Origin of the sequence: Malaciobacter mytili LMG 24559, assembly GCF_003346775.1 — a bacterium.
In the GTDB taxonomy this organism is placed as follows: Bacteria; Campylobacterota; Campylobacteria; order Campylobacterales; family Arcobacteraceae; genus Malaciobacter; species Malaciobacter mytili.
Genome location: NZ_CP031219.1, coordinates 2,516,845 through 2,539,721 on the forward strand (window position 1 = coordinate 2,516,845; position 22,877 = coordinate 2,539,721).

25 protein-coding genes are annotated in these 22,877 nt (G+C 27.7%); 9 read left to right on the forward strand and 16 right to left on the reverse strand.

Annotated features, from left to right (window positions below):
* Positions 1-72: 72 nt before the first annotated feature.
* Genes nhaA through AMYT_RS12285 form a run of 5 tightly spaced genes read right to left on the reverse strand, consistent with a single transcriptional unit; the run spans position 73 to position 5,759 of the window.
* Positions 73-1,260: a Na+/H+ antiporter NhaA gene (gene nhaA, locus AMYT_RS12265; RefSeq protein ID WP_114842811.1), complete on the reverse strand. Its 1,188-nt coding sequence runs from the start codon at positions 1,258-1,260 to the stop codon at positions 73-75.
* A 60-nt stretch (positions 1,261-1,320) separates the two neighbouring features.
* Complete coding sequence (gene murC / locus AMYT_RS12270) at positions 1,321-2,619, reverse strand: UDP-N-acetylmuramate--L-alanine ligase (protein WP_114842812.1); 1,299 nt, start codon at positions 2,617-2,619, stop codon at positions 1,321-1,323.
* 4 nt (positions 2,620-2,623) lie between these two features.
* On the reverse strand, positions 2,624-3,202 hold the full coding sequence (locus AMYT_RS12275; RefSeq protein ID WP_114842813.1) for a hypothetical protein: 579 nt from the start codon (positions 3,200-3,202) through the stop codon (positions 2,624-2,626).
* Positions 3,195-4,325 carry a succinyldiaminopimelate transaminase gene (locus tag AMYT_RS12280; protein WP_114842814.1) on the reverse strand — a complete coding sequence of 377 codons (1,131 nt, stop codon included), beginning with the start codon at positions 4,323-4,325 and terminating at the stop codon, positions 3,195-3,197. The genes AMYT_RS12275 and AMYT_RS12280 overlap by 8 nt, the downstream gene beginning before the upstream one ends.
* A gap of 9 nt (positions 4,326-4,334) precedes the next feature.
* Positions 4,335-5,759, reverse strand: a complete 1,425-nt coding sequence (locus AMYT_RS12285; RefSeq protein WP_114842815.1) for a COG3400 family protein — start codon at positions 5,757-5,759, stop codon at positions 4,335-4,337.
* Positions 5,760-5,848: 89 nt separating this feature from the next.
* Here AMYT_RS12285 and tgt point away from each other — a divergent pair, with 89 nt between their 5' ends.
* Complete coding sequence (gene tgt, locus AMYT_RS12290; RefSeq protein WP_114842816.1) at positions 5,849-6,979, forward strand: tRNA guanosine(34) transglycosylase Tgt; 1,131 nt, start codon at positions 5,849-5,851, stop codon at positions 6,977-6,979.
* Here the strand turns inward: tgt and AMYT_RS12295 are convergent.
* Together AMYT_RS12295 and AMYT_RS12300 are read right to left on the reverse strand one after the other, a co-directional pair.
* Positions 6,969-7,727, reverse strand: a complete 759-nt coding sequence (locus tag AMYT_RS12295) for a GGDEF domain-containing protein (RefSeq protein WP_114842817.1) — start codon at positions 7,725-7,727, stop codon at positions 6,969-6,971. The genes tgt and AMYT_RS12295 overlap by 11 nt on opposite strands.
* Positions 7,714-8,505, reverse strand: coding sequence for an oxygen-binding di-iron domain-containing protein (locus AMYT_RS12300; RefSeq protein WP_114842818.1), 792 nt, complete (start codon positions 8,503-8,505; stop codon positions 7,714-7,716). The genes AMYT_RS12295 and AMYT_RS12300 overlap by 14 nt, the downstream gene beginning before the upstream one ends.
* 310 nt (positions 8,506-8,815) lie before the next feature.
* On the opposite strand from AMYT_RS12300, the gene gatC reads away from it, so the two are divergent.
* Both gatC and AMYT_RS12310 read left to right on the forward strand, forming a co-directional pair.
* Positions 8,816-9,106: an Asp-tRNA(Asn)/Glu-tRNA(Gln) amidotransferase subunit GatC gene (gene gatC / locus AMYT_RS12305; RefSeq protein ID WP_114842819.1), complete on the forward strand. Its 291-nt coding sequence runs from the start codon at positions 8,816-8,818 to the stop codon at positions 9,104-9,106.
* Positions 9,107-9,108: 2 nt separating this feature from the next.
* Positions 9,109-9,450: an arsenate reductase family protein gene (locus AMYT_RS12310; protein ID WP_114842820.1), complete on the forward strand. Its 342-nt coding sequence runs from the start codon at positions 9,109-9,111 to the stop codon at positions 9,448-9,450.
* Positions 9,451-9,466: 16 nt separating this feature from the next.
* Here the strand turns inward: AMYT_RS12310 and AMYT_RS12315 are convergent, their stop codons facing one another.
* From AMYT_RS12315 to serB, 3 genes are all read right to left on the reverse strand, one after another.
* Complete coding sequence (locus tag AMYT_RS12315) at positions 9,467-10,825, reverse strand: class II 3-deoxy-7-phosphoheptulonate synthase (RefSeq protein WP_114842821.1); 1,359 nt, start codon at positions 10,823-10,825, stop codon at positions 9,467-9,469.
* 69 nt (positions 10,826-10,894) lie between these two features.
* Positions 10,895-11,887, reverse strand: coding sequence for a transaldolase (locus AMYT_RS12320; protein ID WP_114842822.1), 993 nt, complete (start codon positions 11,885-11,887; stop codon positions 10,895-10,897).
* Between the two features lie 15 nt (positions 11,888-11,902).
* Entirely contained in the window at positions 11,903-12,523 is a 621-nt protein-coding gene (gene serB, locus AMYT_RS12325; protein WP_114842823.1) for a phosphoserine phosphatase SerB, read from the reverse strand.
* Positions 12,524-12,607: 84 nt separating this feature from the next.
* Here serB and AMYT_RS12330 point away from each other — a divergent pair, with 84 nt between their 5' ends.
* Both AMYT_RS12330 and ruvX read left to right on the forward strand, forming a co-directional pair.
* On the forward strand, positions 12,608-13,519 hold the full coding sequence (locus tag AMYT_RS12330) for a methylenetetrahydrofolate reductase (RefSeq protein WP_114842824.1): 912 nt from the start codon (positions 12,608-12,610) through the stop codon (positions 13,517-13,519).
* Positions 13,516-13,899, forward strand: coding sequence for a Holliday junction resolvase RuvX (ruvX, locus tag AMYT_RS12335; RefSeq protein WP_114842825.1), 384 nt, complete (start codon positions 13,516-13,518; stop codon positions 13,897-13,899). Before AMYT_RS12330 ends, ruvX begins: the two co-directional genes overlap by 4 nt.
* On the opposite strand, the gene acpS is transcribed toward ruvX, so the two are convergent.
* Complete coding sequence (acpS, locus tag AMYT_RS12340; RefSeq protein ID WP_114842826.1) at positions 13,900-14,250, reverse strand: holo-ACP synthase; 351 nt, start codon at positions 14,248-14,250, stop codon at positions 13,900-13,902.
* Positions 14,251-14,282: 32 nt separating this feature from the next.
* Between acpS and AMYT_RS12345 the strand changes: the two genes are divergently transcribed.
* Both AMYT_RS12345 and panC read left to right on the forward strand, forming a co-directional pair.
* Positions 14,283-15,239 carry an ABC transporter permease gene (locus AMYT_RS12345; protein ID WP_114843202.1) on the forward strand — a complete coding sequence of 319 codons (957 nt, stop codon included), beginning with the start codon at positions 14,283-14,285 and terminating at the stop codon, positions 15,237-15,239.
* A 9-nt stretch (positions 15,240-15,248) separates the two neighbouring features.
* A complete protein-coding gene (gene panC, locus AMYT_RS12350) occupies positions 15,249-16,067 on the forward strand; it encodes a pantoate--beta-alanine ligase (RefSeq protein WP_114842827.1) in 819 nt (272 codons plus the stop codon).
* Positions 16,068-16,071: 4 nt separating this feature from the next.
* On the opposite strand, the gene AMYT_RS12355 is transcribed toward panC, so the two are convergent.
* Entirely contained in the window at positions 16,072-16,452 is a 381-nt protein-coding gene (locus AMYT_RS12355) for a SpoIIAA family protein (protein ID WP_114842828.1), read from the reverse strand.
* A 131-nt stretch (positions 16,453-16,583) separates the two neighbouring features.
* On the opposite strand from AMYT_RS12355, the gene rimO reads away from it, so the two are divergent.
* Both rimO and tilS read left to right on the forward strand, forming a co-directional pair.
* The gene (gene rimO / locus AMYT_RS12360) at positions 16,584-17,927 is read left to right on the forward strand and encodes a 30S ribosomal protein S12 methylthiotransferase RimO (protein WP_114842829.1); all 1,344 of its coding nucleotides are present in this window, start codon (positions 16,584-16,586) and stop codon (positions 17,925-17,927) included.
* Positions 17,918-18,916, forward strand: coding sequence for a tRNA lysidine(34) synthetase TilS (tilS, locus tag AMYT_RS12365; protein ID WP_114842830.1), 999 nt, complete (start codon positions 17,918-17,920; stop codon positions 18,914-18,916). The genes rimO and tilS overlap by 10 nt, the downstream gene beginning before the upstream one ends.
* Here the strand turns inward: tilS and AMYT_RS12370 are convergent.
* The 4 genes from AMYT_RS12370 to AMYT_RS12385 form a co-directional block, all read right to left on the reverse strand.
* The gene (locus tag AMYT_RS12370; RefSeq protein ID WP_114842831.1) at positions 18,903-19,175 is read right to left on the reverse strand and encodes a hypothetical protein; all 273 of its coding nucleotides are present in this window, start codon (positions 19,173-19,175) and stop codon (positions 18,903-18,905) included. The two genes, tilS and AMYT_RS12370, sit on opposite strands and share 14 nt — an antisense overlap.
* Entirely contained in the window at positions 19,151-19,507 is a 357-nt protein-coding gene (gene fliS / locus AMYT_RS12375; RefSeq protein ID WP_114842832.1) for a flagellar export chaperone FliS, read from the reverse strand. Before fliS ends, AMYT_RS12370 begins: the two co-directional genes overlap by 25 nt.
* 112 nt (positions 19,508-19,619) lie before the next feature.
* A complete protein-coding gene (gene fliD / locus AMYT_RS12380) occupies positions 19,620-20,978 on the reverse strand; it encodes a flagellar filament capping protein FliD (protein WP_114842833.1) in 1,359 nt (452 codons plus the stop codon).
* Between the two features lie 12 nt (positions 20,979-20,990).
* Complete coding sequence (locus AMYT_RS12385) at positions 20,991-22,841, reverse strand: flagellar hook-associated protein FlgK (RefSeq protein WP_114842834.1); 1,851 nt, start codon at positions 22,839-22,841, stop codon at positions 20,991-20,993.
* Between the last annotated feature and the right edge of the window lie 36 nt (positions 22,842-22,877).

Sequence of the window (22,877 nt, forward strand, 5' to 3'; positions counted from 1 at the left end):
TTATATAAGATTTTTTTTAAAAAAATTTTAAAAAAAATTTAAATAATTTGTATATTTTATAAAATTTCTCTTTTATATAAAGCAGAATTTTTTACTTTTTGCATATTTTAGAATAAAATATCCTAAAACTCCAGAAAGAATTGAGCCAATTAATATTGCTAATTTATCAGTATAAGCATAAATATTTGAATCTTGGTAAGCTAAAGAATCAATAAATAAACTCATAGTAAAACCAATACCAGTTAATACAGAAACACCATACATTTGTAACCATGTAGAGCATCTAGGAAGTGCAGCTAGATTTAGTTTTACAGCTAAAAATACAAAAAGCATAACACCCAATTGTTTACCTAAAAATAATCCTAAAATAATTCCTAAAGAAACAGGTGTAAAAACCTGTTCGAAAGATAAACCTTTTAAATTTACTCCCGCATTTACAAAAGCAAAAATAGGTAAAATAGTAAATGCAACCCAAAAGTGAAGATTATGTTCTAAGTTTTTTAAAGGAGAAACTGCTTTATTTTTATCATTTTTTATAGATAAAGGAATAGTAAAAGCTAAGATTATACCAGCAAGTGTGGCATGCACTCCTGATTTTAAAACAGATACCCAAAGAATAATACCTACTAAAATATATGCTGTTGGTCTTATAATATTTAATCTATTCATAATGATTAATACCACTAAACAACTAAAAGCTGCTAAAAATGAAAGCATTGATAAATCATCAGTATAAAAAATCGCAATAATTAAAATAGCTCCCAAATCATCAAAAATAGCTAAAGCCATTAAAAATATTTTTAAGGAAACAGGTATTCTTTTACCCAATAAAGATAAAATTCCCAAAGCAAAAGCAATATCAGTTGCAGTGGGAATTGCCCAACCTCTCATGGCAAATTCATTATCATAATTAAAAACTATAAAGATTAAAGCAGGGACAATCATCCCTCCAACTGCTGCAATTGCGGGAAGTGCTATTTTAGATACAGAAGAAAGATGCCCAGCTAATAACTCTCTTTTTATTTCTAACCCAATAAGAAGAAAAAAAACAGTCATAAGTCCATCATTTATCCATAAAATAAGAGGTTTTTCTATAAGTAGTATTTCGCCAAATTGAAATTTTATTGTAGTTTTTAGTAAAGCATCATAAAAATCTGAAAAAAAAGAGTTTCTAAAAAGAAGTGCAATAATAGTAACAAAAATTAAAATTATTCCCGCAGTAGATTCTTTTTTTATATATTCTCTAACTAAAATTTTCATATTCTGCCCTACTTATATAAAAAATCTCAATATCTTTTTTATATATTAGGGCAAAACTAATTATTTTTTTCTTAATTGATAAGTTATATCTCCAGCACCAACGCCTAATACAATCCCATCACTATATTTATAAACAACTTTTTCATCTTTTATTAGATGTATTTCTTTATCTACTGCTTCAACTTTATCTACAAAAATAGGATTATAAGAAGCAAACTCTTTTTCAAAGTCTATTTCCACTATTTCTTCACCAGCACTATATACAGGTAAGATTACTAAAGCATCACAGCCATTAAAACATTTTTTAAACTCTTCAAGATTGCTTACTGTTCTACTATATTTATGTGGTTGCCAAACAACAACTATTTTTTCCATATTTTTTAAATTTGAGTATAAAGAGACAGATTTCATAGTAGCTGCAACTTCTGTTGGATGGTGTGCATAATCATCTATTACAACAAATTGTTCGCTTTTATGTACAATATCAAATCTTTTTTTAATACCTTTATAGTTTTTAATATTCTCTTTTATTTCAACTAAAGGTAGTTCATTTAATGCAGCAAGAATTGCTAAAGAAGCATCTATTGCAATATGATAACCAAATCCCCAAACTTCAAACTCACCTAAATCTTTTAAATGAAATTTAGTATAAGGTTCACCATTTTTTAAAGTATATGAAACTTCCGTAATATCAACACTTGGATGAAGTTTTATAGCATCTATATCTAAAGTTGATAAAAACTCATCTTCAGCATTTATTACTCTTATTTTTGCAATTTTTAAAAATGATTCATAAGCATGATAAAATCTTTTTAAATCATAATTATAATACTCCATATGTTCTGGTTCAGCATTTGTAACTATTGCACAGTAAGGATTAGAAAGTAAAAAACTTCCATCACTCTCATCTGCTTCAAAAGCAACAAGATCATCCACATATCGAAAGTTAGAATCAAACTCTTTTGAAATTGCACCTATTAAAGTCGAACTTTTTAAAATAGAAGCCAAAATAGCAGTTGTTGTACTTTTTCCATGAGCTCCTGCTACACAATAGTTTTTCTTATCACCTAAAACAATAGGCAAAGCCTCTTTTCTTGGAATTGTTTTAATCCCATTTTTTAAAGCTTTTATAACTTCAACATTATTTTGTTTTACAGCTGCTGAGTAGATAACTATATCTTGATTATCAATAATTGAAGCATTATGAGGAGTAATTACTTTTATTCCCTCTTGTTCAAGTTGTTGTGTAATAGGAGAGCTTTTCATATCAGAACCACTTACAAAGTGCCCATCATGTTTTAAAAATCTACCAAGTGCAGAAAGACCTATTCCACCAATTCCAATAAAGTGTATATTCATATAATTAATCCAATAAATATTTTAAATTTTCATATTCTTTTTCTAAAATTGAAGCATTTTCTTTTAAAAAAAGTTTTGGAGCAAAGTTAAAATTAACAATAAAATAACCATGTGTTTCATCTTCTAATACATTGTTTATATCAACTTTTTTCTCATAAAAAGTATCTAAATCCATACCTTTTGCAAGTGCAATTACATGGATTTTTAAGGCATCTTCCAATCTTTCATCATCTAAGATATTATATAAAACAAAGAAAAGTTGTTTAGCACCTTTTATATCACCATAACTCCATTTTTCTATGGCATGCTCATAAAAAGATCTTACATAGAAAAGTTGTTCTTCTTTTAAAGCTAATTTTTTCCCACTATTTACTATCTCTTCTACTTTTGAAAAAGAGATTTTTAAAATAGCTTCATAAACTTCATTTACCTTATCTTCATCTAAATCTAAGATTAAAAAAGAGTCTAAAACTTCATATAATGCAGAAATATTTTCTGTTTTAAGTGCATCTACTCTTGTTTGTTCTAAGTAGTTTAAAAAATCAGGATTTGTTCTTGCTTGATTTAACTCTGATTTATCCATCAATAAAATCCTTCAATCTTTTTAATACTTCTTTAGTTTTTTGTGCATTTTCAACAAGGGCAATTCTTACATATCCTTTTCCAGCACCATTTCTTCCCAAGAAACTTCCTGGAAGAACTTTTATATTTTTTTGTTTATAAAGCTCTTTTGTAAACTCTAATTCATCTTCTACTTTAAGCCAAATATAAAAAGTAGCTTGTGGAGTTTGTATTCCTAAAATCTCTTTTGCTATTTCAAAGTTTTCTTTATAGATTTTTCTAAACTCTTGTACATGAACTTCATCATTCCAAGCAACTGCAGCTGCATTTTGTAAAGGAACAGGACTTGCACATCCCACATAAGTTCTATATTTCATATACTCTTCTAAAATATGTTTATCTCCCGCTATAAATCCACTTCTAAGTCCAGGGGCACTACTTCTTTTAGAAATAGAGTTCATTACAAGCACATTTTTAAACTCACTATTTCCAGCTTTAATACTAGCTTCTAAAAGTGATACAGGTTTATCATTTTCATCAAAGAAAATCTCACTATAACACTCATCATTTACTAAAATAAAATCAAATTCTAAGGCTTTTTTAACCCATAAAGCTAACTCATCAATATGCATTTTTGCAGATGTTGGGTTATTTGGATAGTTTAAAATAACTAAATCACATCTTTTTAGTTCATCATCACTAAGTATTGCTTTAAAATTATTTTCACTATTTAAATCTAAATGTATTACCTCAGCTCTACTTGCAATTGCTGCACCTTCATAAATTTGATAAAAAGGGTTTGTAAAAGCCATAACAGGATTTTGTTTATCAAAAAGTGCAAATTGAGGAAAGTTAAATAAAACTTCTCTTGTTCCAAAAGTAGGAATTATTTCATCTTTTGAAAGCTTTACATTAAATCTTTTTGATACAAAATTTATCATAGCTTCTTTTAGTTCAGGAATACCCGCACTTGCAGGATATTTTCTAAGTAAATCTGAACTATCTTTTAAAGCATTTTGAATAAATAAAGGAGTAGCAAACTGTGGCTCTCCTATAGTTAAAGCTGAAGGCTCAAAATCTTTATTTGGCTCTATATTTTCTAATAGTGCACTTAACTTTTCAAACGGATAAGTTTCAAAATTCATCTATTTCCTTTAATCTTCAATAATTGGAATTAATAATTGGTTATATTTTGACATATCAAAAGATATTAAATCTGAGTTTGTATATAAGAAATTCCAAGAGAATCTCTTTTGAAACATACTCTTTTTTAAAGGTAAAATCTGTAAGATATTTTCCTCTTGTCTAAGTTGTCTAATTGGATTTTTTTCACAAGATACAACTTCGATTTTTTGACTAAATATTTTAGATAGATTTTCAAAATGATCTAATAGTTTTGATTTATCTTCTACTCCTACGGGGTCCATATCAAAAATCTTTGTTTTTGTCTTTAATTGACTTGATACATCAAATACAATAGGAGAAATTTGCTCATATGATTTTGTATCATTTAATACAATTAAAGTATTTTTTGTAGAACCTATTGGTTCTTTTCCTAGTTTAAATAAAGGAACTTTTGAATTTATTAATTCAGAAGCTATTTCTTTATTTTTAAACATCTCATTTGTAAGCATCATTAGACCAATATCTAACTTTTTAAAATCCATTCTTCTAATTTTTGAAAATCCTAAGTTATGATAATCAATTATTATCTCAACAGTTTCATCTTTTTTAAATTCTGATTTAATAAAATCCATAATTCCTACTGTGGTAGGTCTTGTAATTCTAATTATCAATTTTTTATTTTTTAGATGCTTATGTAGATATTTTGCTTCATAAACTGCTTTTTCCACTCTATTTTTTGCCATAAGATAAAGGTCTAAATATAAATATAAATTGTGTCCAAAAGGCATAGGAAATTGCCCTCTTGTTTTACCTATGGCACTATATACTTGCATTAATACTTTTGGTTCACCAATTACTAAAATCGTATCATTTGGTTTTAAAATTAGTGAGGGTTTTAAATCTTCTAATTTTTCATTTCTATATAAAGCAAAGATTCTCCAATTTTTTTGCTCTATTGAACCAATATATCTATATGCATAAGAGCTTCCAAATGGAATTCTAATTTCCATAATTTCCCCATGTTTTAGACCAATATTTTGAGCAACAACAGGGATATTTGGTAATCTCTCAACCATTCCATTAGCTAAAACTTCAATTCCTTTATATACATTTATATAAGGATCATCAATTTCCAGATTCCAATAATCCAAAATATTCATTTGAAGATTATGTTTGTGTGATTTTATATTTTCAATAACACTTAACATTTCATCTTTTGAGTTAAGTACAATCAATACTTCATAATGAATATCTTTATCTAAAACCATTGCTAGTTTAGATTTTGATGTTGGATCAAACTTATAAAAAGTAAAATTCGATAATTTTTGTTGTGGCACTATTGCATCATTTACATAAACAATATCATAATAGTTTTCACCTGTATTTGATTCAACTATTCTTTGCATTAGGTTTTTAGCAACAATTCCATCTAATATAACTAGTATCTTTTTCATAGTAGATATTATATCTTTTTATCTCTAATCATTTTCTTTTACCAAAAATTTGATACAATCCGTTTAGATTTTATAAGGATATTTATTAGATGCAATTTACTATAGACGCAACACAAAACAAAGCAAGAGCATGTACAATAAAAACTGCTCATAGCACAATCTTAACACCAGTATTTATGCCAGTGGGAACTCAAGCAACTGTAAAAGCATTAGATGCAAATGATATGTTAAGTTTAGGTGCTAAGATTATATTAGGTAACACTTATCACTTATATTTAAGACCTGGAAGTAAACTAATAAAAAAATTTGGTGGACTTCATGGCTTTTCAAAATTTCCAAATTCATTTTTAACTGATAGTGGCGGATTTCAAGCCTTTTCACTTAGTGATAATTCAAAACCTGATGAAAATGGAATTATGTTTAGATCTCATATAGATGGAAGCAAGCACTACTTTACTCCTCAAAGTGTTTTAGATACACAGTATGACTTAGGTAGTGATATTATGATGATATTAGATGATTTAGTAGCACTTCCAAATACAAAAGAAAGAATTAAGAAATCTATAGAACGAACTACTAAATGGGCAAAAGAGGCAATTACTTACCATAAAGAGCAACAAGCAAAAGGAATTGGAGTAAATCAAAATATTTTTGCTATTATTCAAGGTGGAACAGATAAAGAGTTTAGACAAATGAGTGCCCAACAACTTTGTGCTTTAACTGATTTTGATGGATATGCAATTGGTGGATTAAGTGTAGGAGAGCCAAATCAAGATATGTATGATACTGTTGAGTGGACTACACAGTTTATGCCAGAAGATAAACCAAGATACCTTATGGGAGTTGGAACACCTGAAGACTTAATAGAAAATATTCACAGAGGAGTGGATATGTTTGATTGTGTTATGCCTACAAGAAATGCTAGAAATGGTACATTATTTACAAGCTTTGGAAGAGTAAATATAAAAAAAGCTTCATATAAAGAAGATGCAACACCTATTGATGAAACTTGTGAGTGTTATACTTGTAAAAATTTTAATAAAGCCTACTTAAATCACTTATTTAGAGCAGGTGAAATTACTTATTTTAGATTAGCTTCAATGCACAATATTCATTATTATTTAGACCTAATGAGACAGGCAAGACAAGCTATTTTAGAAAAAAGATGGGAAGAGTTTAGAAAAGAATTCTATGAAAAAAGAGGGGTTACTATAAGCTAGTTATAGTAACCTTATTTCTTCCTCTTTCTTTTGAAATATATAAGTTTTCATCAGCTATTTTAAAAACTTCTTCTTTAGTTAAAGTTTTATCTTTAGTAACAATAGCACCAATTGAGACTGTTAAATATTTATGTGGATTTAAAAAGTGCTCAATTTGCTCTTTTAAAATTGCTTGTTGAATAGATTCTGCTAATTTTAAAACTTCATCTCTTGTTTGAAAACAGCTTATATAAACAAACTCTTCTCCTCCATACCTAAAAGCAAAATCATTTGCTCTTCTTGCATATCTATTTAAGACTTTTCCTACACTAACTAAAGCTTCATCACCTTTTGCATGACCATATGTATCATTGTATTTTTTAAAATAATCCACATCAATTAATAAAAAGTTAAATTCATAGTTTTGTCTTTTTGCTCTATTAAATTCTTGAAGAAAAATTTCATCAAAACCTCTTCTATTTCTTAAAGAAGTAAGAGCATCTGTTGTTGAAAGCTCCTCCAATAAAATAAGATTGTTTTGAAGTTTTTCATTTATTAATTCTAAATCTTTAGTTCTTTCTTTTACTAATTCTTCTAGCTTTTCATTTATTTCATTAAGATTTTTATCTTTTTCTTCTAACTTTTTTATCAAAAAATCATAATTTTGTTTAATAGAATTAAATTGATTTAAAGTCTGTTCCATAAGCTTGATTTTTCTTTTTAGCTTTTTATTCTCTACTTCAAAATCAATTACATCATTTGCAACCACTTATATCTCCATATATAATATCTAGTCCACATTTTAACTCTTTTAGATATGTTAAAGCCTCTTGAACATAATCACTATTTATAATTGAACCATGTTGAGGCAAAATAGCTTCGATTTTTTTATCTTTGATTTTATTTACAAACCCTCTTGTGGCCAAATTTGATGCCATATAATCTATATGAAATAAATTCATATTAGAAATATGTTTATCAAAATCACTTACAACTAATTCCCAATCAACATCAAGTGCTGCCCAAATATCTCCTGAGAATAGAAAATTTGAAGTTTTATCATATGTGGCAAAAGCTCCTGAAAAATGTAAAAAAGGAGCTTCTATAAACTCTAATTCTTCTCCAGATTTAAAAATATATTTTTTACATGTATTTATATTAAAAAACTCATAATCATCTTTTCCATAATGGGGTAATAAAACATTTGTTCTTTCTGTTGTTATAACTTTTAAGTTAGGAAGAATTTCTAACCAATCAATCATTGATGCACAAACATCAGGGTCTTGATGACATACGATTATTGCTTTAATCTCTTCAAGTTTTACAACTTGTAAGGCTCTTTTTTTTACAACTTCAAAAAAAGCTCTACTTCCTGGGTCTACAATAATAGCTTCATTACCACTTTTAATTAAATAAACATTGCATCTAAAAGCTGTTTCATTATCTATTCCCAGCCAAAAGATTTCATAATTATCTTTTTTAAATAAACAAGTTACTTTTTCTAAATCAATTTCATAATTTTTATATGTATCTATTAAATTTGACATTATGATTAACAAAACTCCAATTATTAATGACACTATAATAACATAATTTTTATAATAATATTTTTAAGTAAAATAAATAAAAGATTAGAATAATTTTAAAATAACCTTAAAATAACCCTTTTAAATCCCTTTATTTAAGATTTATTATATTTAAAATAATTTTTAAGTGTCATTTTTTTATTTAATATTTTTCTTTTAAATAGTGTCAAATAAAAATTTATAACTTTTTTTGATAGTTTTTTTTGATTAAACCCTTAACAAACTCTTTTTAGATATAATACTGGCAATTTAAACTTCGTGAAGGAAAAAAATGACAGTTGATGATAAATTAATTGAAAAATTAGCAAAACTATCTAGCTTAGAAATTGATGATTCAAGAAAAGAAAAACTTAAATCTGAACTTGCAGATATTATTAACTTTGTAGAAAATTTAAATGAAATTGATGTAAGTAATATTGATGCAACATTTAATACTGTTGAAGGTGGGACACCTTTAAGAGAAGATATTTCTACTCAAGACCTACAAAGAGCTAAACATATTTTAGAACATGCTCCAAAATCAGAAGATGGTTATTTTATAGTTCCAAAAATCATTGAGTAATTATGATTATAGTTTATGGTATAAAAAACTGCGATAGCGTAAAAAAAGCTCTTAAGTTTTTTAAAGAAAACAATCTTGAAATTGAATTCTTTGATTTAAAAAAAGAGCAACCTTCAAATGAAAAAATAAAAAGCTGGGTAGAAAAAAGTTCTATTGATAAAGTATTTAACAATAAAGGCACAACTTATAGAACTTTAAAATTAAAAGATTTAAACTTAGATGAAAATGGTAAGTTTGAATGGCTTTGTAAAGAAACAATGCTTATAAAAAGACCTATTATTGAGTTTGAAAATAGTGTTATTGTAGGCTTTAACGAAGAAGAGTATAAATCAATATTTATATAAAAGAGGAGTTCCTCTTTTATAATCCTTTTCTTGCTTCTTTTAATGTATCAGCAATCATAAATGCTAACTCTAAAGCTTGGTCTGCATTTAATCTTGGGTCACATTGAGTATGGTATCTACTTGCAAGTGCTTCTTGAGTAACAGCAGAAGAACAAGACCCTGTACACTCAGTTACATTTTGACCTGTCATTTCTAAGTGAATTCCACCTGCATATGTACCTTCAGCTTTATGAATTTGGAAGAATTGCTCAACTTCTTTTAAAATTGCAGCAAAATCTCTTGTTTTATATCCATTTTCAGCTTTTATAGTATTTCCATGCATTGGGTCACTTGACCAAAGTACATTTCTACCTTCTGCTTTAACTTTAGCAAGAAGTTTAGGGAAATGATCACCAATTTTTTCAGCACCCATTCTTACAATAAGATTTAATCTTCCTGCTTCATTTTCTGGGTTAAGCGCATCAATTAGTCTTATTAGTTCATCTTCTTGCATAGATGGACCTACTTTACATCCAATTGGATTTTTAATACCTCTAAAATACTCAATATGGGCATCATTTAATCCTCTTGTTCTATCTCCAATCCATAACATATGAGCACTACAATTGTACCAATCGCCAGTTAGTGAGTCTTTTCTTGTTAAAGCTTCTTCATAGTTTAAAAGTAAAGCTTCATGAGAAGTATATAAAGTCGTCTCACTTAGTTGATTTGTATTTGCTGATGTAATACCACAAGATTTCATAAAATTTAAAGCTTCAGCAATTTTAGTTGCTAGTTGCTCATATTTTTCACCTAAAGTATTATCTTTAACGAAATCTAAATTCCAAGAATGTACTTGGTTTAAATCAGCCATTCCACCTCTTGAAAAAGCTCTTAAAAGGTTAAGTGTTGCGGCACTTTGATTATATGCTTTTAAAAGTTTTTTAGGTTTTGGAACCCTTGCTTTTTCTTCAAAATCAATTCCATTTACAATATCCCCTCTATATGAAGGAAGAGAGATACCATTTAATTCTTCAAAATCTGCACTTCTTGGTTTTGCAAATTGACCTGCTACTCTTCCTACTTTTACCACAGGACATCCCCCTGAGAAAGTAAGAACAACAGCCATTTGCATCATTACTTTAAATAAATCTTTAATATTATTTGCATTAAATGCATTAAATGACTCAGCACAATCTCCACCTTGTAGTAAAAAAGACTTCCCATTTACTACATCAGCTAATTTATTTTTCAAGCTTCTTGCTTCTCCCGCAAAAATAAGTGGAGGATATGAAGCTAATTCTGCTTCAACTTTTGCTAATTTTTCTAAATCCGCATAAGTTGGTTGTTGCTTTATTGGAAAATCTCTCCAGCTACTTGGACTCCAGTTATTCATTATAAACCCTTTTTATTCTAGTTAAAAAAGTTTAACACAAACTTTCTTAATAAAATTGCTTTGATATACCTATTTTGCTAACTTTTGTAATAAATCAGCAAATGAAACTTTAAATGCTTCTAACCCATCAGTTAATAGTTGATTGTAAATTTTATTCATCTCAATATCAACTTTTTTTAATTCTTTAAAATATTCATCACACTCAACTTCAGTTGGAATTTTTGAAGCTTCTTTTGCTCCATCACTAACCCAATCTTCAATTGTATTTAAAGGTGCTGTATTTACAGAGTTTGGATATAAAAGATTATCAACATAATAGCTTGGTGCTAGCTCATCACCTTTTACTCCTGTACTTGCAAAAAGTGTTCTTATATTTTCATTTTCAAATTTATTTATTTCATGATAACACTTAGTTGCATTCATTATTCCTAAAGTCGATCTTTTTAGACCCTTATTTGAAAATAAATCATCACATAATCTATCAAATCTTGAAACAAATACAGAAATAACAGCTTTTGTATCTTTATTTGATTCTTTAATTCCTGCATCTAATGCTTTTGCACACTCTATTGCTTGTTCAACTGAAAAGATTAGTGTTGCATTAACATGAATACCTTGAGAAGTAAGCTCTTTCATAGCAATATACCCAGCTTTTGTTGCTGGAACTTTTATCATTACATTCTCACAATTTATTAATGAATTTAGTCTAAGTCCTTCTTCAATTGTACCTTGTGCATCATCACAAAGTGTTGGATCAACTTCTAAAGATACAAATCCATCATTGTTATCTTCATCATATAAAGGTTTTAAAAGCTCAGCTGCTCTTTTAATATCCCTAACTGCTAACTCTTCATAAATTGTTTTTGGTTCATTTGCTTTTAGCATATCAAGTTGTTGTCTATAAGCAGTTGAATTTGAAATTGATGATTCGAAAATAGCTGGATTTGAAGTTGCTCCATGAATTATCTTATCATTAATTATAGTTTGAAATTTATTTTCTAAGAAATCTCTTTCTATAAAATCGCACCATAATGAAAAGTTTATATCCTCTTTTAAACTCATTTTCTTCTCCTTGTATTAAATACTATTTAAAATTTCAGTTAAGTCTTTTTTATCAATAATAATATTTGCTTCTTTTTTTAATACTTCTTTTGCACAAAAAGCTACTTTTTTAGCAGCATAAGGAAACATACTTACATCATTTGCCCCATCTCCTGCAACTAAAGTATTTTCAATTGATACTCCTAGCATCGCTTGCACTCTTTGAATCATATCCCCTTTTGAAAAACCAAACATCATATCGCCACCTACAAGACCAGTTAAGATTCCATTTTTTTCATGTAAAATATTTGAAAAATCTGCATCTAATCCTAGCTTTTCTTTTGCAGGAGTTGTTCCAATTCTAAATCCACCTGAGAAACAAATAACTTTATATCCCATTTTTTTAAGCTCACTTACAGTTTCATAAGCTCCTGGCATAAGTGGTAAGTCTTTACATATTTCCACTGCTTTTTTATATTCTAAACCTTTTAGTAAAGATACTCTTTCAACTAAAGATTCAAAAAAATCCAATCTTCCTGCCATCGCTTCTTCAGTAATCTTTGCAACTTTTTCTTCAAGTCCTAAAGGTTTTGCTAAAAAATCGATTGTTTCCCCATCCATCAATGTAGAATCAAAATCAAAAACTGCTAATTTCATACCTATTTTTCCTAGTTAGATAAATACTTTTATTCTTTAAAGGGTATAATAATATCTAAAATATACTAAAAGGATAGTTTTTCAATGTTTGAAATACTGATACAAAAGTTACAAGAGGATAAATACTTAACACTTGAGACAACACCTCAACATGAACCAACAATGCACAATATTATTGAAAAAATTAAAAAATTTGATTTACAAAATAGAGTTGATGGTTTCTCAACAACAGATAATCCTTTAGCAAAATTAAAATATAACGCACTATTTGCAAGTATAAGACTGCAACAAGAATTTAAAAAACCTGTAATAGCAACTATGAGTATGAGAGATAGAAATAAAATCTCTTTACAATCTGATTTATTAGGAGCAAATGAGTTTGATGTTAGAGCTATTTTGGCCCTTACAGGTGACCCTGCAAAAATGAGTGACCAACCACATACAAAAGGAGTATTTGAGTCAAACTCTTCTATGCTTTTAAAAATGATTAAATCATTTAATTATGGTATGGATATGGCAGGAAGACCTTTTAAAATTGAGCCAAAACAAATATACCCTTTTGCAGTTTCAAACTCTTATGCAAAAAACTTTAGTTCTTTACAAAAAAAGATGCACAATAAGATTCAAAATGGTGCAGTGGGAATTATCACACAACCTGTTTTTGATATAGATAATGCAAAAAAACTTTTAGAAACTTTTGAATTGGCAAAAGAAGAAGTAACAGGAAATAAGAAAAAAGCTCAACTTATTTTTGGAGTTTTCCCTATAACTAAACTAAGAACAGCCCTATTTTTATCTGCTCAAGTTCCGGGTATTCATGTACCACAAGAGTGGATTGATAAACTAGAAGCAGCAAATCAAATATCTGAAGAAGAAGAGTATAAAGTAGGTATGCAACTAAGTAAAAATATTTTTGATGAATTAAGAAGATTACATCCAAAAATCCACTTAATGACTGCAAATAGATTTGATTTAGCTGATGAGATTTTAGATTGAAATTAGCTAGTATTGATATAGGTTTAAAAAGAATAGGTGTTGCGCTTTGTCTTGCTTCAAATATAGTAACACCTCAAGTTGCTATTTTAAGAAAAAACAGAAACCAAGCGGCAAATGAAGTAAAAGCTTTTTTAAAAGAGTGGGAAATTGAAAAACTAATAGTTGGTTATCCAAGTGCTAGTGAAGAGATGCAAAGAAGAATAAAACACTTTGTAAATTTACTTGAACTTGAAATAGAAGTTGCATATTTTGAAGAAAATATGAGTTCTATTGAAGCCGAAGATTTAATCAAAGGAGATATAAAGTATAAAAGAGATGGAAGAGTTGATTCTATCGCTGCTAAAATTATACTTGAAAGGTATCTTGCAAAAAAGCAGTAGTTACTTTTTAGTATTGTGTACTACTGCTATTACTATTCCTTCGTCATGAGTAATTGAAAGATATGATTTTTTAATTTTATATTTTTTTCTTATTTCTTTTTTATATTTTAGCTTTGGTGCACCAAGGGCACTTTTAGAGATTTTTATATCGTGAAAACCACACTCTCTTCCAATACCTGTGCCAATTGCTTTACTTGCTGCTTCTTTAGCAGCCCAAAATCCAGCAGCAGTCTCTACTCTTTTAATCAAGGCAATTTCATCTTCACTTAAAAATCTTTCATAAGCTCTTTGCCCAAATCTTTCATACATTCTTTTTATTCTATTTATAGAAGTTACATCAATTCCAATCATTTTTTAAACCTATCTTTGTGTATAATACAACTATGAAAATTGCACTAAAAAAAATATTATACCTAATCATTATGCTATTTATTATTAGCCTTATCTCTTTTCTTGCTATTAGTTTAGCTCCAAACTCATTTTTTGCAAGTGGAGAGCTAAATCCAAATATTACTCAAGAAGCAATTGAGCAATTAAAGGCCGTTTATGGTTTGGATAGATCTTTATATATACAATATTTTTCTTGGCTTTGGGCTATTTTACAATTGGATTTTGGTATTTCATTTTCTAGTGGAACTTTAGTAAAAGAAGAAATTTTAAGTAGATTACCAATTACTCTTGCTTTAAATATTACTTCAATGATTTTTATTTTTATTATTTCTTTATATTTAGGAATAAAATCAGCAATAAGTAAAAATAGCTTTTTTGATAGATTTTCAACACAACTTTCACTTCTTAGTTTTGCTATGCCCTCTTTTTATCTAGCACTAATAGCTATTTTAGTTTTTGCGGTAAATTTAGAGTTACTTCCAATAGCAGGTCTTAGTTCAGTTGCAAATGATGGAAGTTTAAATTATTATTTAGATTTAGTTTGGCATTTAATTATGCCTATTTTTGTAATTGTATTTGGTGGAATTGGAAGCTTGACTTTATATATTAGGTCATTAGTTGTGGAAATTTTAAAATCTGATTATATTTTTTTTGCAAAAAGTAGAAATTTAAGCAAAAAACAAATTTTAAGATACTATATTTTGCCAAATCTTTATCCACCAGTAATTACACTACTTGGATTATCACTACCTGGGATTATAGGGGGAAGTGTAATTTTAGAATCAATTTTTTCTATTGATGGAATGGGTTTACTTTTTTATAAGAGTGCTTTAGCACATGATTACCCCGTAATTATGGGGATTTTAATTATTGGTGCGTTTTTAACACTACTTGGAAATATATTAGCTGATTTAGTGCTTTTAAAACTAAATCCAAATTATAATGAATAAGGAAAAGAGTTGAAAATTTTAACAACAATTGAAGAGTTACAAGAAGTAAGAAAAGAAATCTCTTCTTCAGTTGGTTTTATCCCAACAATGGGAGCATTACACGATGGACATATTTCACTAATAAAAAAAGCAAGAGCTGAAAATGATATTGTAATTGTCTCTATTTTTGTAAATCCTACTCAATTTTTGCCAGGGGAAGATTTAGATAAATATCCAAGACGGGATGAAGCAGATAAAAAAATCTGTCAAATGTGCAAAGTTGATTATTTATTTATGCCAAAAATTACTACAATGTATGAAAAAGAAGAGGTTTTAATAAAAGCTCCAAATAGAAGTTATGTTCTAGAAGGAGAGACTAGACCTGGACACTTTGATGGAGTGTTACAAGTAGTTTTAAAGCTATTTAATTTAGTAAAACCAACTAATGCTTATTTTGGTAAAAAAGATGCACAGCAATTATCACTAATTATTCAAATGGTTAAAAATTTATTTTTAGATATAAATATTATTGCATGTGATATAGTAAGGGAAAGTGATGGTCTTGCTATGAGTAGTAGAAATGTATATTTAACTCCTGAGCAAAGAAGTGAAGCTTTAAAAATCTCAAAATCTTTAAGAAAAGCGGGAGAATTAGTAGGTAAAAAACAACTAAATGTTGAAACTATTAAAGCTACTATGAAAGAGGTTATGAGTGGTCTTGATATAGAATATATTGCTGTTGTTAATAGAAATTTTGAAGAATTAACACAAGTAGAATTATCAAATACAATTATCCTAGTAGTGGCTAGATTTGGTAATACTAGACTACTAGATAATCTTTGGTTATAAAATACTATACTTTTAGCCATAAAATAGCTTCTTCTTCACTTTCAAAGAATTTAACTTCACCTTGAATAAACCAAGAAGCTATTTTTGAGATATATTCTTGCCATTTTTTATTTCCATAAATTGCGATTTTTTCAAACTCATTATTATGTTTTAATCCTAGTTTAAAATCATCCCAAGCAGCTCTTAATTCCCATCCTTCAAGTTGTGTTGCATCTATAAATACTTTAACTTTTGCATCTTTTACACCATTTAAAGCATTATCAATCATTGGAGTGATTTTTTCATAATCTTCATGAGTTAATTTACCAATAGCCTTTAAAGCCAAATAAAACTCATTATCTATTCTATTTATACCAATACTAAGACCATGTTTATACACTTGCATAAAAACTCCTTTATTTAATTTAATTGTTTAATATTATCAAAAGTTGAGATTTTGTTTAATAAAACTATTATCTAAACTTTATAATAAAAATTATGATAAAATCACGAAAAAATTGAGGTAAAAAATAACATATGAAATTTTCAACGCAAAAACCACAAAAAACTTTACATATGGTAAGTTTAGGCTGTACAAAGAATCTAGTAGATTCTGAAGTAATGCTAGGTAAATTAAGTGATTATAAACTTACAGATGATGCTCAAAATGCCGATGTAATTATAGTAAATACTTGTGGATTTATTGATAGTGCAAAAGAAGAGAGTATTAATACTATTTTAAATTTACATGAAGAAAGAAAAGATGAATCTGTTTTAGTAATGGCAGGTTGTTTAAGTGAAAGATATAAAGAAGAATTACAAAAAGAGTTACCAGAAATTGATGTATTTACAGGAGTTGGTGACTATGATAAAATAGACCAACTTGTAAATGAAAAAAGATCAAACTTTACAAATGAAGTATTTTTACAAAATGAGACAAATGAAAGGGTAATTTCTGGGTCTAATTACCATGCTTATATTAAACTAAGTGAAGGATGTAACCAAACATGTTCTTTTTGTGCAATTCCAAGCTTTAAAGGTAAATTACACTCAAGAACTTTAGAATCACTAGTAAAAGAAGTAAAAGCTTTAGTTGCTAAAGGATACTGTGATTTTACATTTGTTTCACAAGATAGTTCTTCATTTTTAAGAGATTTAGGTATTAATGATGGACTTGAAAGATTAATAGATGAAGTGGAAAAAATAGAAGGTATTAAAACAGCTAGAATTTTATATTTATATCCCTCAACTACTACTTTAAAACTAATTGATAAAATTGCTGATTCTAAAGTATTTTTAAACTATTTTGATATGCCTTTACAACATATCTCGGCTTCTGTTTTAAAAATTATGAAAAGAGGTAAAGGAGTTGAAAAATTAAGAGAATTAATGCAACATATGAAATCAAAACCTAACTCTTTTGTAAGAACAACTTTTATTGTGGGACACCCAGGGGAAACACAAGAAGATTTTGAAGAGTTATGCTCTTATGTTAAAGAGTTTAAATTTGATAGAGCAAATGTATTTTCATATTCTGATGAAGAAGGAACAACTGCTTTTGAAAGAGAAGATAAAGTAGAACAAGAACTTATTGATGAAAGAGCAGAGATTTTGGGAGAAATTATTGCTTCAACTACACAAGAGAGCTTAGAAAATGAAGTTGGAAAAGTTTTTGAGGTTTATATTGATGGAGAGAGTCAAGAGCATGAATATTTATTAAGTGCTAGAAAAACTCTTTGGGCTTGTGATATAGATGGAGAGATTTATATCAATGATAATGAACTTGAAGAACAAATTGAATTTGGAAAAATGTATAAAGTTAAAATCACTGAACTTGTAGGTGATAAACTTATAGCTACAGTTATTGAAAAATGCAACTAAATTTAAAAAAACTTAACACAAGCAGAAACCTATTGGCTTTTTCTGCTGGTGTTGATTCTACAGCTTTATTTTTTTTACTACTTGAAAATAAAATAGAATTTGATATTGCAATTGTAAATTATAATCAAAGAGAACAATCTAAAAAAGAAGTTTTATATGCAAAAGAACTTGCAAAAAAATATAATAAAAAAATCTTTTTAAAAGAACTAGAGTATGAAGAAATTAGCAATTTTGAAAAAGTTGCAAGGGATATTAGATATAGTTTTTTTGAAAATATTATAAAAGAGTTTTCTTATGAGACTTTAATTACTGCTCATCAATTAAATGATAAATTAGAGTGGTTTTTTATGCAGTTATCTAAAGGCGCAGGAGTATTTGAACTTTTAGGCCTACAGGAGTATCAAAAAAGAGAATTTTATACTATAAGCAGACCTCTACTTAATATCTCTAAAGAAGAGTTAGAAAGCTATCTAATAGAAAATCAAATCAAATACTTTATAGATAATACTAACTTTGATGAAAAATATAAAAGAAACTATTTTAGACATAACTTTAGTGATAAATTTTTACAAAATTTTAAACAAGGAGTTTTAAGAAGTTTTGAATATATGCAAAATGATTTAGACTCTTTAAATATACAATTAGAACCTATTTATCAAAAAGAACAACTTTTTATTTTTAAAAATTTAAAAGATAAAAATTTAAATATAAAAGTAATAGATAAATGTTTAAAAAGAGTTGGAATACTTATTTCCAAAGCACAAAGAGATGAGATTTTAAAACAACAGCAAAGTGTAATTTCAAATAAATTTGCTATTTGTATCCAAGAAAAAACTATTTGGATTTGCCCATATATAAAAGATACTATGAGTAAAAAATTTAAAGAAGAGTGTAGAGTTTTTAAAATACCTAAATTATTAAGAAGTTATCTTTTTTCTAAAGGGATTATGCCAAAAGAGATTTTAAAAGATTTAGCTATTTATTTTTAGCAAACTCTTTTAATTTTTTAGTATTTGTTAATTCAATTCTTGTTTCATCTCGATAAGATTTTAAAAAATTTATATTTTTAAAAATAAGTTCTGATAATCTTTCTAAGTCATTAATTTCTAAATCAAAATCATTTATAGTATTTGTAGTAAAATATTCATTATGCCATCGCACTAGGCCATCAGCTTTTTGTTCTGAATCAAGCGAGTCAATATAATTTAACTCACTTAATGCTTTTAAAGACCAGTTTCGTCTTTCCATGCGTCAATTAAACCTTGAGTTACTTTCATTACTTGATTTATAGAGTTTACATTATCATCAATTCCAGCAGAGAATAAAGTCTCAATTTGATATAAATAAAGACCATCTAAATAATATGCAACATCTCCTCCATCAAAATCTAAAACATTTCTTAATTCATCGAAGATTGCAATTGATTTATTTATATATGTAAACTTTTGTTCTACATCACCATTTTCCATTGCATTCTTTACAAAAGATAGATACTTTAGTAATCCTTCATAAAGCTTTAATATCAATACATACGGATCATCAGATACAGCACTATGTTGTTGGTAAGCTTCAATTCCCATTAAATAACTCCAAAAGTCTTTGTTCTTAAAGAGTTTAGTATATTATATATTTACTTAAATTTAGTTATGTTAGGGGAAAGTTCAAATAGGCTAAAGATTATTTAGCCTATTTTTAGTTTTGTGCAGTAGATTGTAAAATCATTTGTTTTAAACCAGAAAATGAATTTTCCATTTGAGAAATAATTGCACTATATTGAGCAAATTGTAAAGCTAATTGTCTATATTTATTATCTAAAGATTCAACAGCATTATCTTTTTCTGTTGTTAAAGTCTTTTTTCTTTCAGTTAAAAAAGTATCATATCTTCCTACAATACCTTCTGATAAAGTAGTATCAGTTAAGAACTCTTTTAATTGTGTACCTAACCCTTTTGCTTCTGCTTTACCAATAAATAAATCTTTTAATCCTTCAAAATCATTATCAATTGCCGCTTGAAAATCTGTTGTATTAACACTTAATTTCCCTTCTTTATCAACTTCAAAACCATAATTAAATAAAGATTTATCATCAGTTCCATATTGACCAAAAATCTTTTCTTTAATTGCACTTTGTAAGTTTCTTAATGCAGATTTATCAGAAATTTGTAAATCTTGATTTGAAATTGCTTCATCAAGCATTGTTACAAATTCATTATATTTATCAACAAATGAATTTACTTGTGTTGAAATTTGAGCTTTATCATCACTTATATTAATTGAAGCTTCACCCAATTTAAGTGCAGTGATTTTTAATCCTCCATCAACTGTAATAACATTTGAAGATACATTATAATCAACACCATCAATTGTTGCTTCAAGATTTTGAGCTTTTAAGATATGATTTGTTGCATTTTCTATTGTACCATCAGTTGTATAACCTAAAGCTTGACTAGCTTGTCCTGTTATTGTAATAGCATTATCAAGACCAGTATCACTACTTTTAATTATCAGTCTATAAGAGTCACTACCCACTTGTTCTAAACTAGCACTCATTCCTGTTTTACTATTAATTTCATCAGCTAACTCTTGATAAGTTTTTCCAGCTGTATCAAATGAAGTAGTAGTCCCACCAATTGTAATATCCAATGTTCCTGCATCAACAGTTCCATTTTTTGTTGTAGTATCAATTACATTTGATTGAAAAACATCTTTTTGTGCAAGTTTTGAGATATTTACAGTTGTAATACCATTATTTAATTTAGAAACATCTGGTGCTTCAAAAATTACTGAATCACCTGTTGTAGAAGCAGCTTTTTGTTCAAAAGCATCTGTTCCACCAGAAACAAATAAGTCAAAAGGCTTAATAGCTTCTAATAATTCATTTAATTTATTTTGAATTTCTGTAAATTTTTCTCTTTCTATACCCAAATTTTCTAAACTTGTTTCAAGAGGTTCAACTTGTGCTTTTCTCTCTGCTGCTTTTAATTTATCAATTAATTCTTGGTTTAAAGCTGTACTTTGACCACTTCCTAATCCTAAAATTCCTTCAGCCATGATAAACTCCTATTATCTTTTTAACCCTAAAATAGTTTGTAACATTTCATCAATTACTGTAACTATTTTAGCATTTGCAGTATATGCCGATTGAAACTTAATTAAGTTCAACATCTCTTCATCTTTATCAACTTTTGTCAAATTATCATAACTACTTTGAACAGATTGTGTAACAGCCTTTTGAGTCTTTAATAAAAAGTTATTACTCTCTTTATCAGAAGAAACATTTATTCTAAGTTCTTGATAGAATTCTGAAAAAGAAGAGGCATTAACACCTGCAATATCTTGTCCTTTACCTTCAAAAGAAATATTATTTTTCCATTGTAAAGTTGCTAGATAATCTAGTTTTGTTTGGTCTAGATTATGTACATTTTTTTCATTGAAGGTTAAAGTTTTTACATTTCCTCCAGAGAATAATCCTACAGAGATAATATTATTTTGATCTCCCGTATATCCATCTGTTGAAATTTCACCTTCTATATAAGTAGTATCTCCTGTTTTAACAAACTTATCAGTAATATCACTTAAAGTTCGTGCAAGGGCATCTAATTTATCTTTATATACAGTAAACTTATTGTTATAAGAATCTGTTGTTAAATTTTCACTTTGAGCTTTTAATACCCCAGAAGAGATAGATATAGGCGCATCAAAAGCATAAATTTGAACGCTATTTTCTCCATCTTTACTTTGATGTTCATCCCTGTAAACTTTTGATTTATTTGTTACAGTTGTAGGGTCATTAATATCTGTTTGCTCCGTTACAACTATTCTTCCATTAAAATTTCCTGCTTCTCCTGGATCTTTAGCTTCTATTAATAAATAGTTATCTTGTAAATCATTTGTTGTTTTACTTCCATCAGGATTTTTTGTATAAGTACCATTATAAGCAACAACAGTTTTTGATAATTCTGGGTCATTGTTAATTTTAGATACTAAAGCTCTTAAATAATTAGTTTCATCAACCGTTTCAAAAGTTCCATCACCATCTATATCAATTGATTCTCCATATTGTATAGATACTTCTGAAGTATTATTTAATTTATAAGTAATTGTATCATCATTATCAAAAGTTACCCCATTTAAAATAGAACTTGTTTTACCATCTGAATTTAAGTATCTATCTTGTTGTGGAGTAAAACTATCTTCAACTGTTATATCCCTAATAACTGTATTATTACCTATGGCAACAACATTACCAATTTTAAGAGTATATGTTCCATTTATATCTTCTGAAGATATATTTGCATATTTAGATAACTCTAATTCTAATTGATCTCTTCTATCTAATAAATCATTAGAAGCAATTTTATGCTGTCCTAATTGCTCATTTATTTTTCCAATTTCTTTTAAAATGGCATTTACATTATTAACATTGTCTTGCATAGAAGTTTTAGTTAAAGCTTCCGCTTTTTCTATATCTTCATATAGAGTTTTCATACTATTAACTAATAAACTACCATGAGTAATTAAATCTGATTTATAGATTTCAGAATTAGGGCTTGATCTTAAATTTTCAATTGATTGAAGATACCTAGTTAAATCTTTTGATAAACCACTTGTATCTGTCTCTTTAAAAATTGCTTCAATATCACCTAACATCTCATTTCTTTGAGTATAGTAACTTTCTCTTGTTGTTTCTCTCATAAGATTTTGAGACATATAAATTGAAGTAATTCTATAAGCTCCGCTAGCTTGTACCCCTCTACCATAGAATCTTGAATCTAAATGTTCAAGTTCTGTTTGGTCAATTACTCTTTTTTTATATCCAGGAGTATTTTCATTTGCTATATTATTAGAAACATTCTCTACTGCTATTTTAGAAGCATAAAGACCAGACTGTGCTACATTTAATGCATTTAGCATAAATACTCCTTTTCTATGATAATTTTACTAATTATC

What these genes read in the sequence shown, in the direction of transcription:
- nhaA (WP_114842811.1), bottom strand. Translation starts at nt 1,260, where the DNA reads ATGAAAATTTTAGTTAGAGAATATATAAAAAAAGAATCTACTGCGGGA.
- murC (WP_114842812.1), bottom strand. Translation starts at nt 2,619, where the DNA reads ATGAATATACACTTTATTGGAATTGGTGGAATAGGTCTTTCTGCACTT.
- AMYT_RS12275 (WP_114842813.1), bottom strand. Translation starts at nt 3,202, where the DNA reads ATGGATAAATCAGAGTTAAATCAAGCAAGAACAAATCCTGATTTTTTA.
- AMYT_RS12280 (WP_114842814.1), bottom strand. Translation starts at nt 4,325, where the DNA reads ATGAATTTTGAAACTTATCCGTTTGAAAAGTTAAGTGCACTATTAGAA.
- AMYT_RS12285 (WP_114842815.1), bottom strand. Translation starts at nt 5,759, where the DNA reads ATGAAAAAGATACTAGTTATATTAGATGGAATTGTTGCTAAAAACCTA.
- tgt (WP_114842816.1), top strand. Translation starts at nt 5,849, where the DNA reads ATGCAATTTACTATAGACGCAACACAAAACAAAGCAAGAGCATGTACA.
- AMYT_RS12300 (WP_114842818.1), bottom strand. Translation starts at nt 8,505, where the DNA reads ATGTCAAATTTAATAGATACATATAAAAATTATGAAATTGATTTAGAA.
- gatC (WP_114842819.1), top strand. Translation starts at nt 8,816, where the DNA reads ATGACAGTTGATGATAAATTAATTGAAAAATTAGCAAAACTATCTAGC.
- AMYT_RS12310 (WP_114842820.1), top strand. Translation starts at nt 9,109, where the DNA reads ATGATTATAGTTTATGGTATAAAAAACTGCGATAGCGTAAAAAAAGCT.
- AMYT_RS12315 (WP_114842821.1), bottom strand. Translation starts at nt 10,825, where the DNA reads ATGAATAACTGGAGTCCAAGTAGCTGGAGAGATTTTCCAATAAAGCAA.
- AMYT_RS12320 (WP_114842822.1), bottom strand. Translation starts at nt 11,887, where the DNA reads ATGAGTTTAAAAGAGGATATAAACTTTTCATTATGGTGCGATTTTATA.
- serB (WP_114842823.1), bottom strand. Translation starts at nt 12,523, where the DNA reads ATGAAATTAGCAGTTTTTGATTTTGATTCTACATTGATGGATGGGGAA.
- AMYT_RS12330 (WP_114842824.1), top strand. Translation starts at nt 12,608, where the DNA reads ATGTTTGAAATACTGATACAAAAGTTACAAGAGGATAAATACTTAACA.
- acpS (WP_114842826.1), bottom strand. Translation starts at nt 14,250, where the DNA reads ATGATTGGAATTGATGTAACTTCTATAAATAGAATAAAAAGAATGTAT.
- AMYT_RS12345 (WP_114843202.1), top strand. Translation starts at nt 14,283, where the DNA reads ATGAAAATTGCACTAAAAAAAATATTATACCTAATCATTATGCTATTT.
- AMYT_RS12355 (WP_114842828.1), bottom strand. Translation starts at nt 16,452, where the DNA reads ATGCAAGTGTATAAACATGGTCTTAGTATTGGTATAAATAGAATAGAT.
- rimO (WP_114842829.1), top strand. Translation starts at nt 16,584, where the DNA reads ATGAAATTTTCAACGCAAAAACCACAAAAAACTTTACATATGGTAAGT.
- tilS (WP_114842830.1), top strand. Translation starts at nt 17,918, where the DNA reads ATGCAACTAAATTTAAAAAAACTTAACACAAGCAGAAACCTATTGGCT.
- AMYT_RS12370 (WP_114842831.1), bottom strand. Translation starts at nt 19,175, where the DNA reads ATGGAAAGACGAAACTGGTCTTTAAAAGCATTAAGTGAGTTAAATTAT.
- fliS (WP_114842832.1), bottom strand. Translation starts at nt 19,507, where the DNA reads ATGGGAATTGAAGCTTACCAACAACATAGTGCTGTATCTGATGATCCG.
- fliD (WP_114842833.1), bottom strand. Translation starts at nt 20,978, where the DNA reads ATGGCTGAAGGAATTTTAGGATTAGGAAGTGGTCAAAGTACAGCTTTA.
- AMYT_RS12385 (WP_114842834.1), bottom strand. Translation starts at nt 22,841, where the DNA reads ATGCTAAATGCATTAAATGTAGCACAGTCTGGTCTTTATGCTTCTAAA.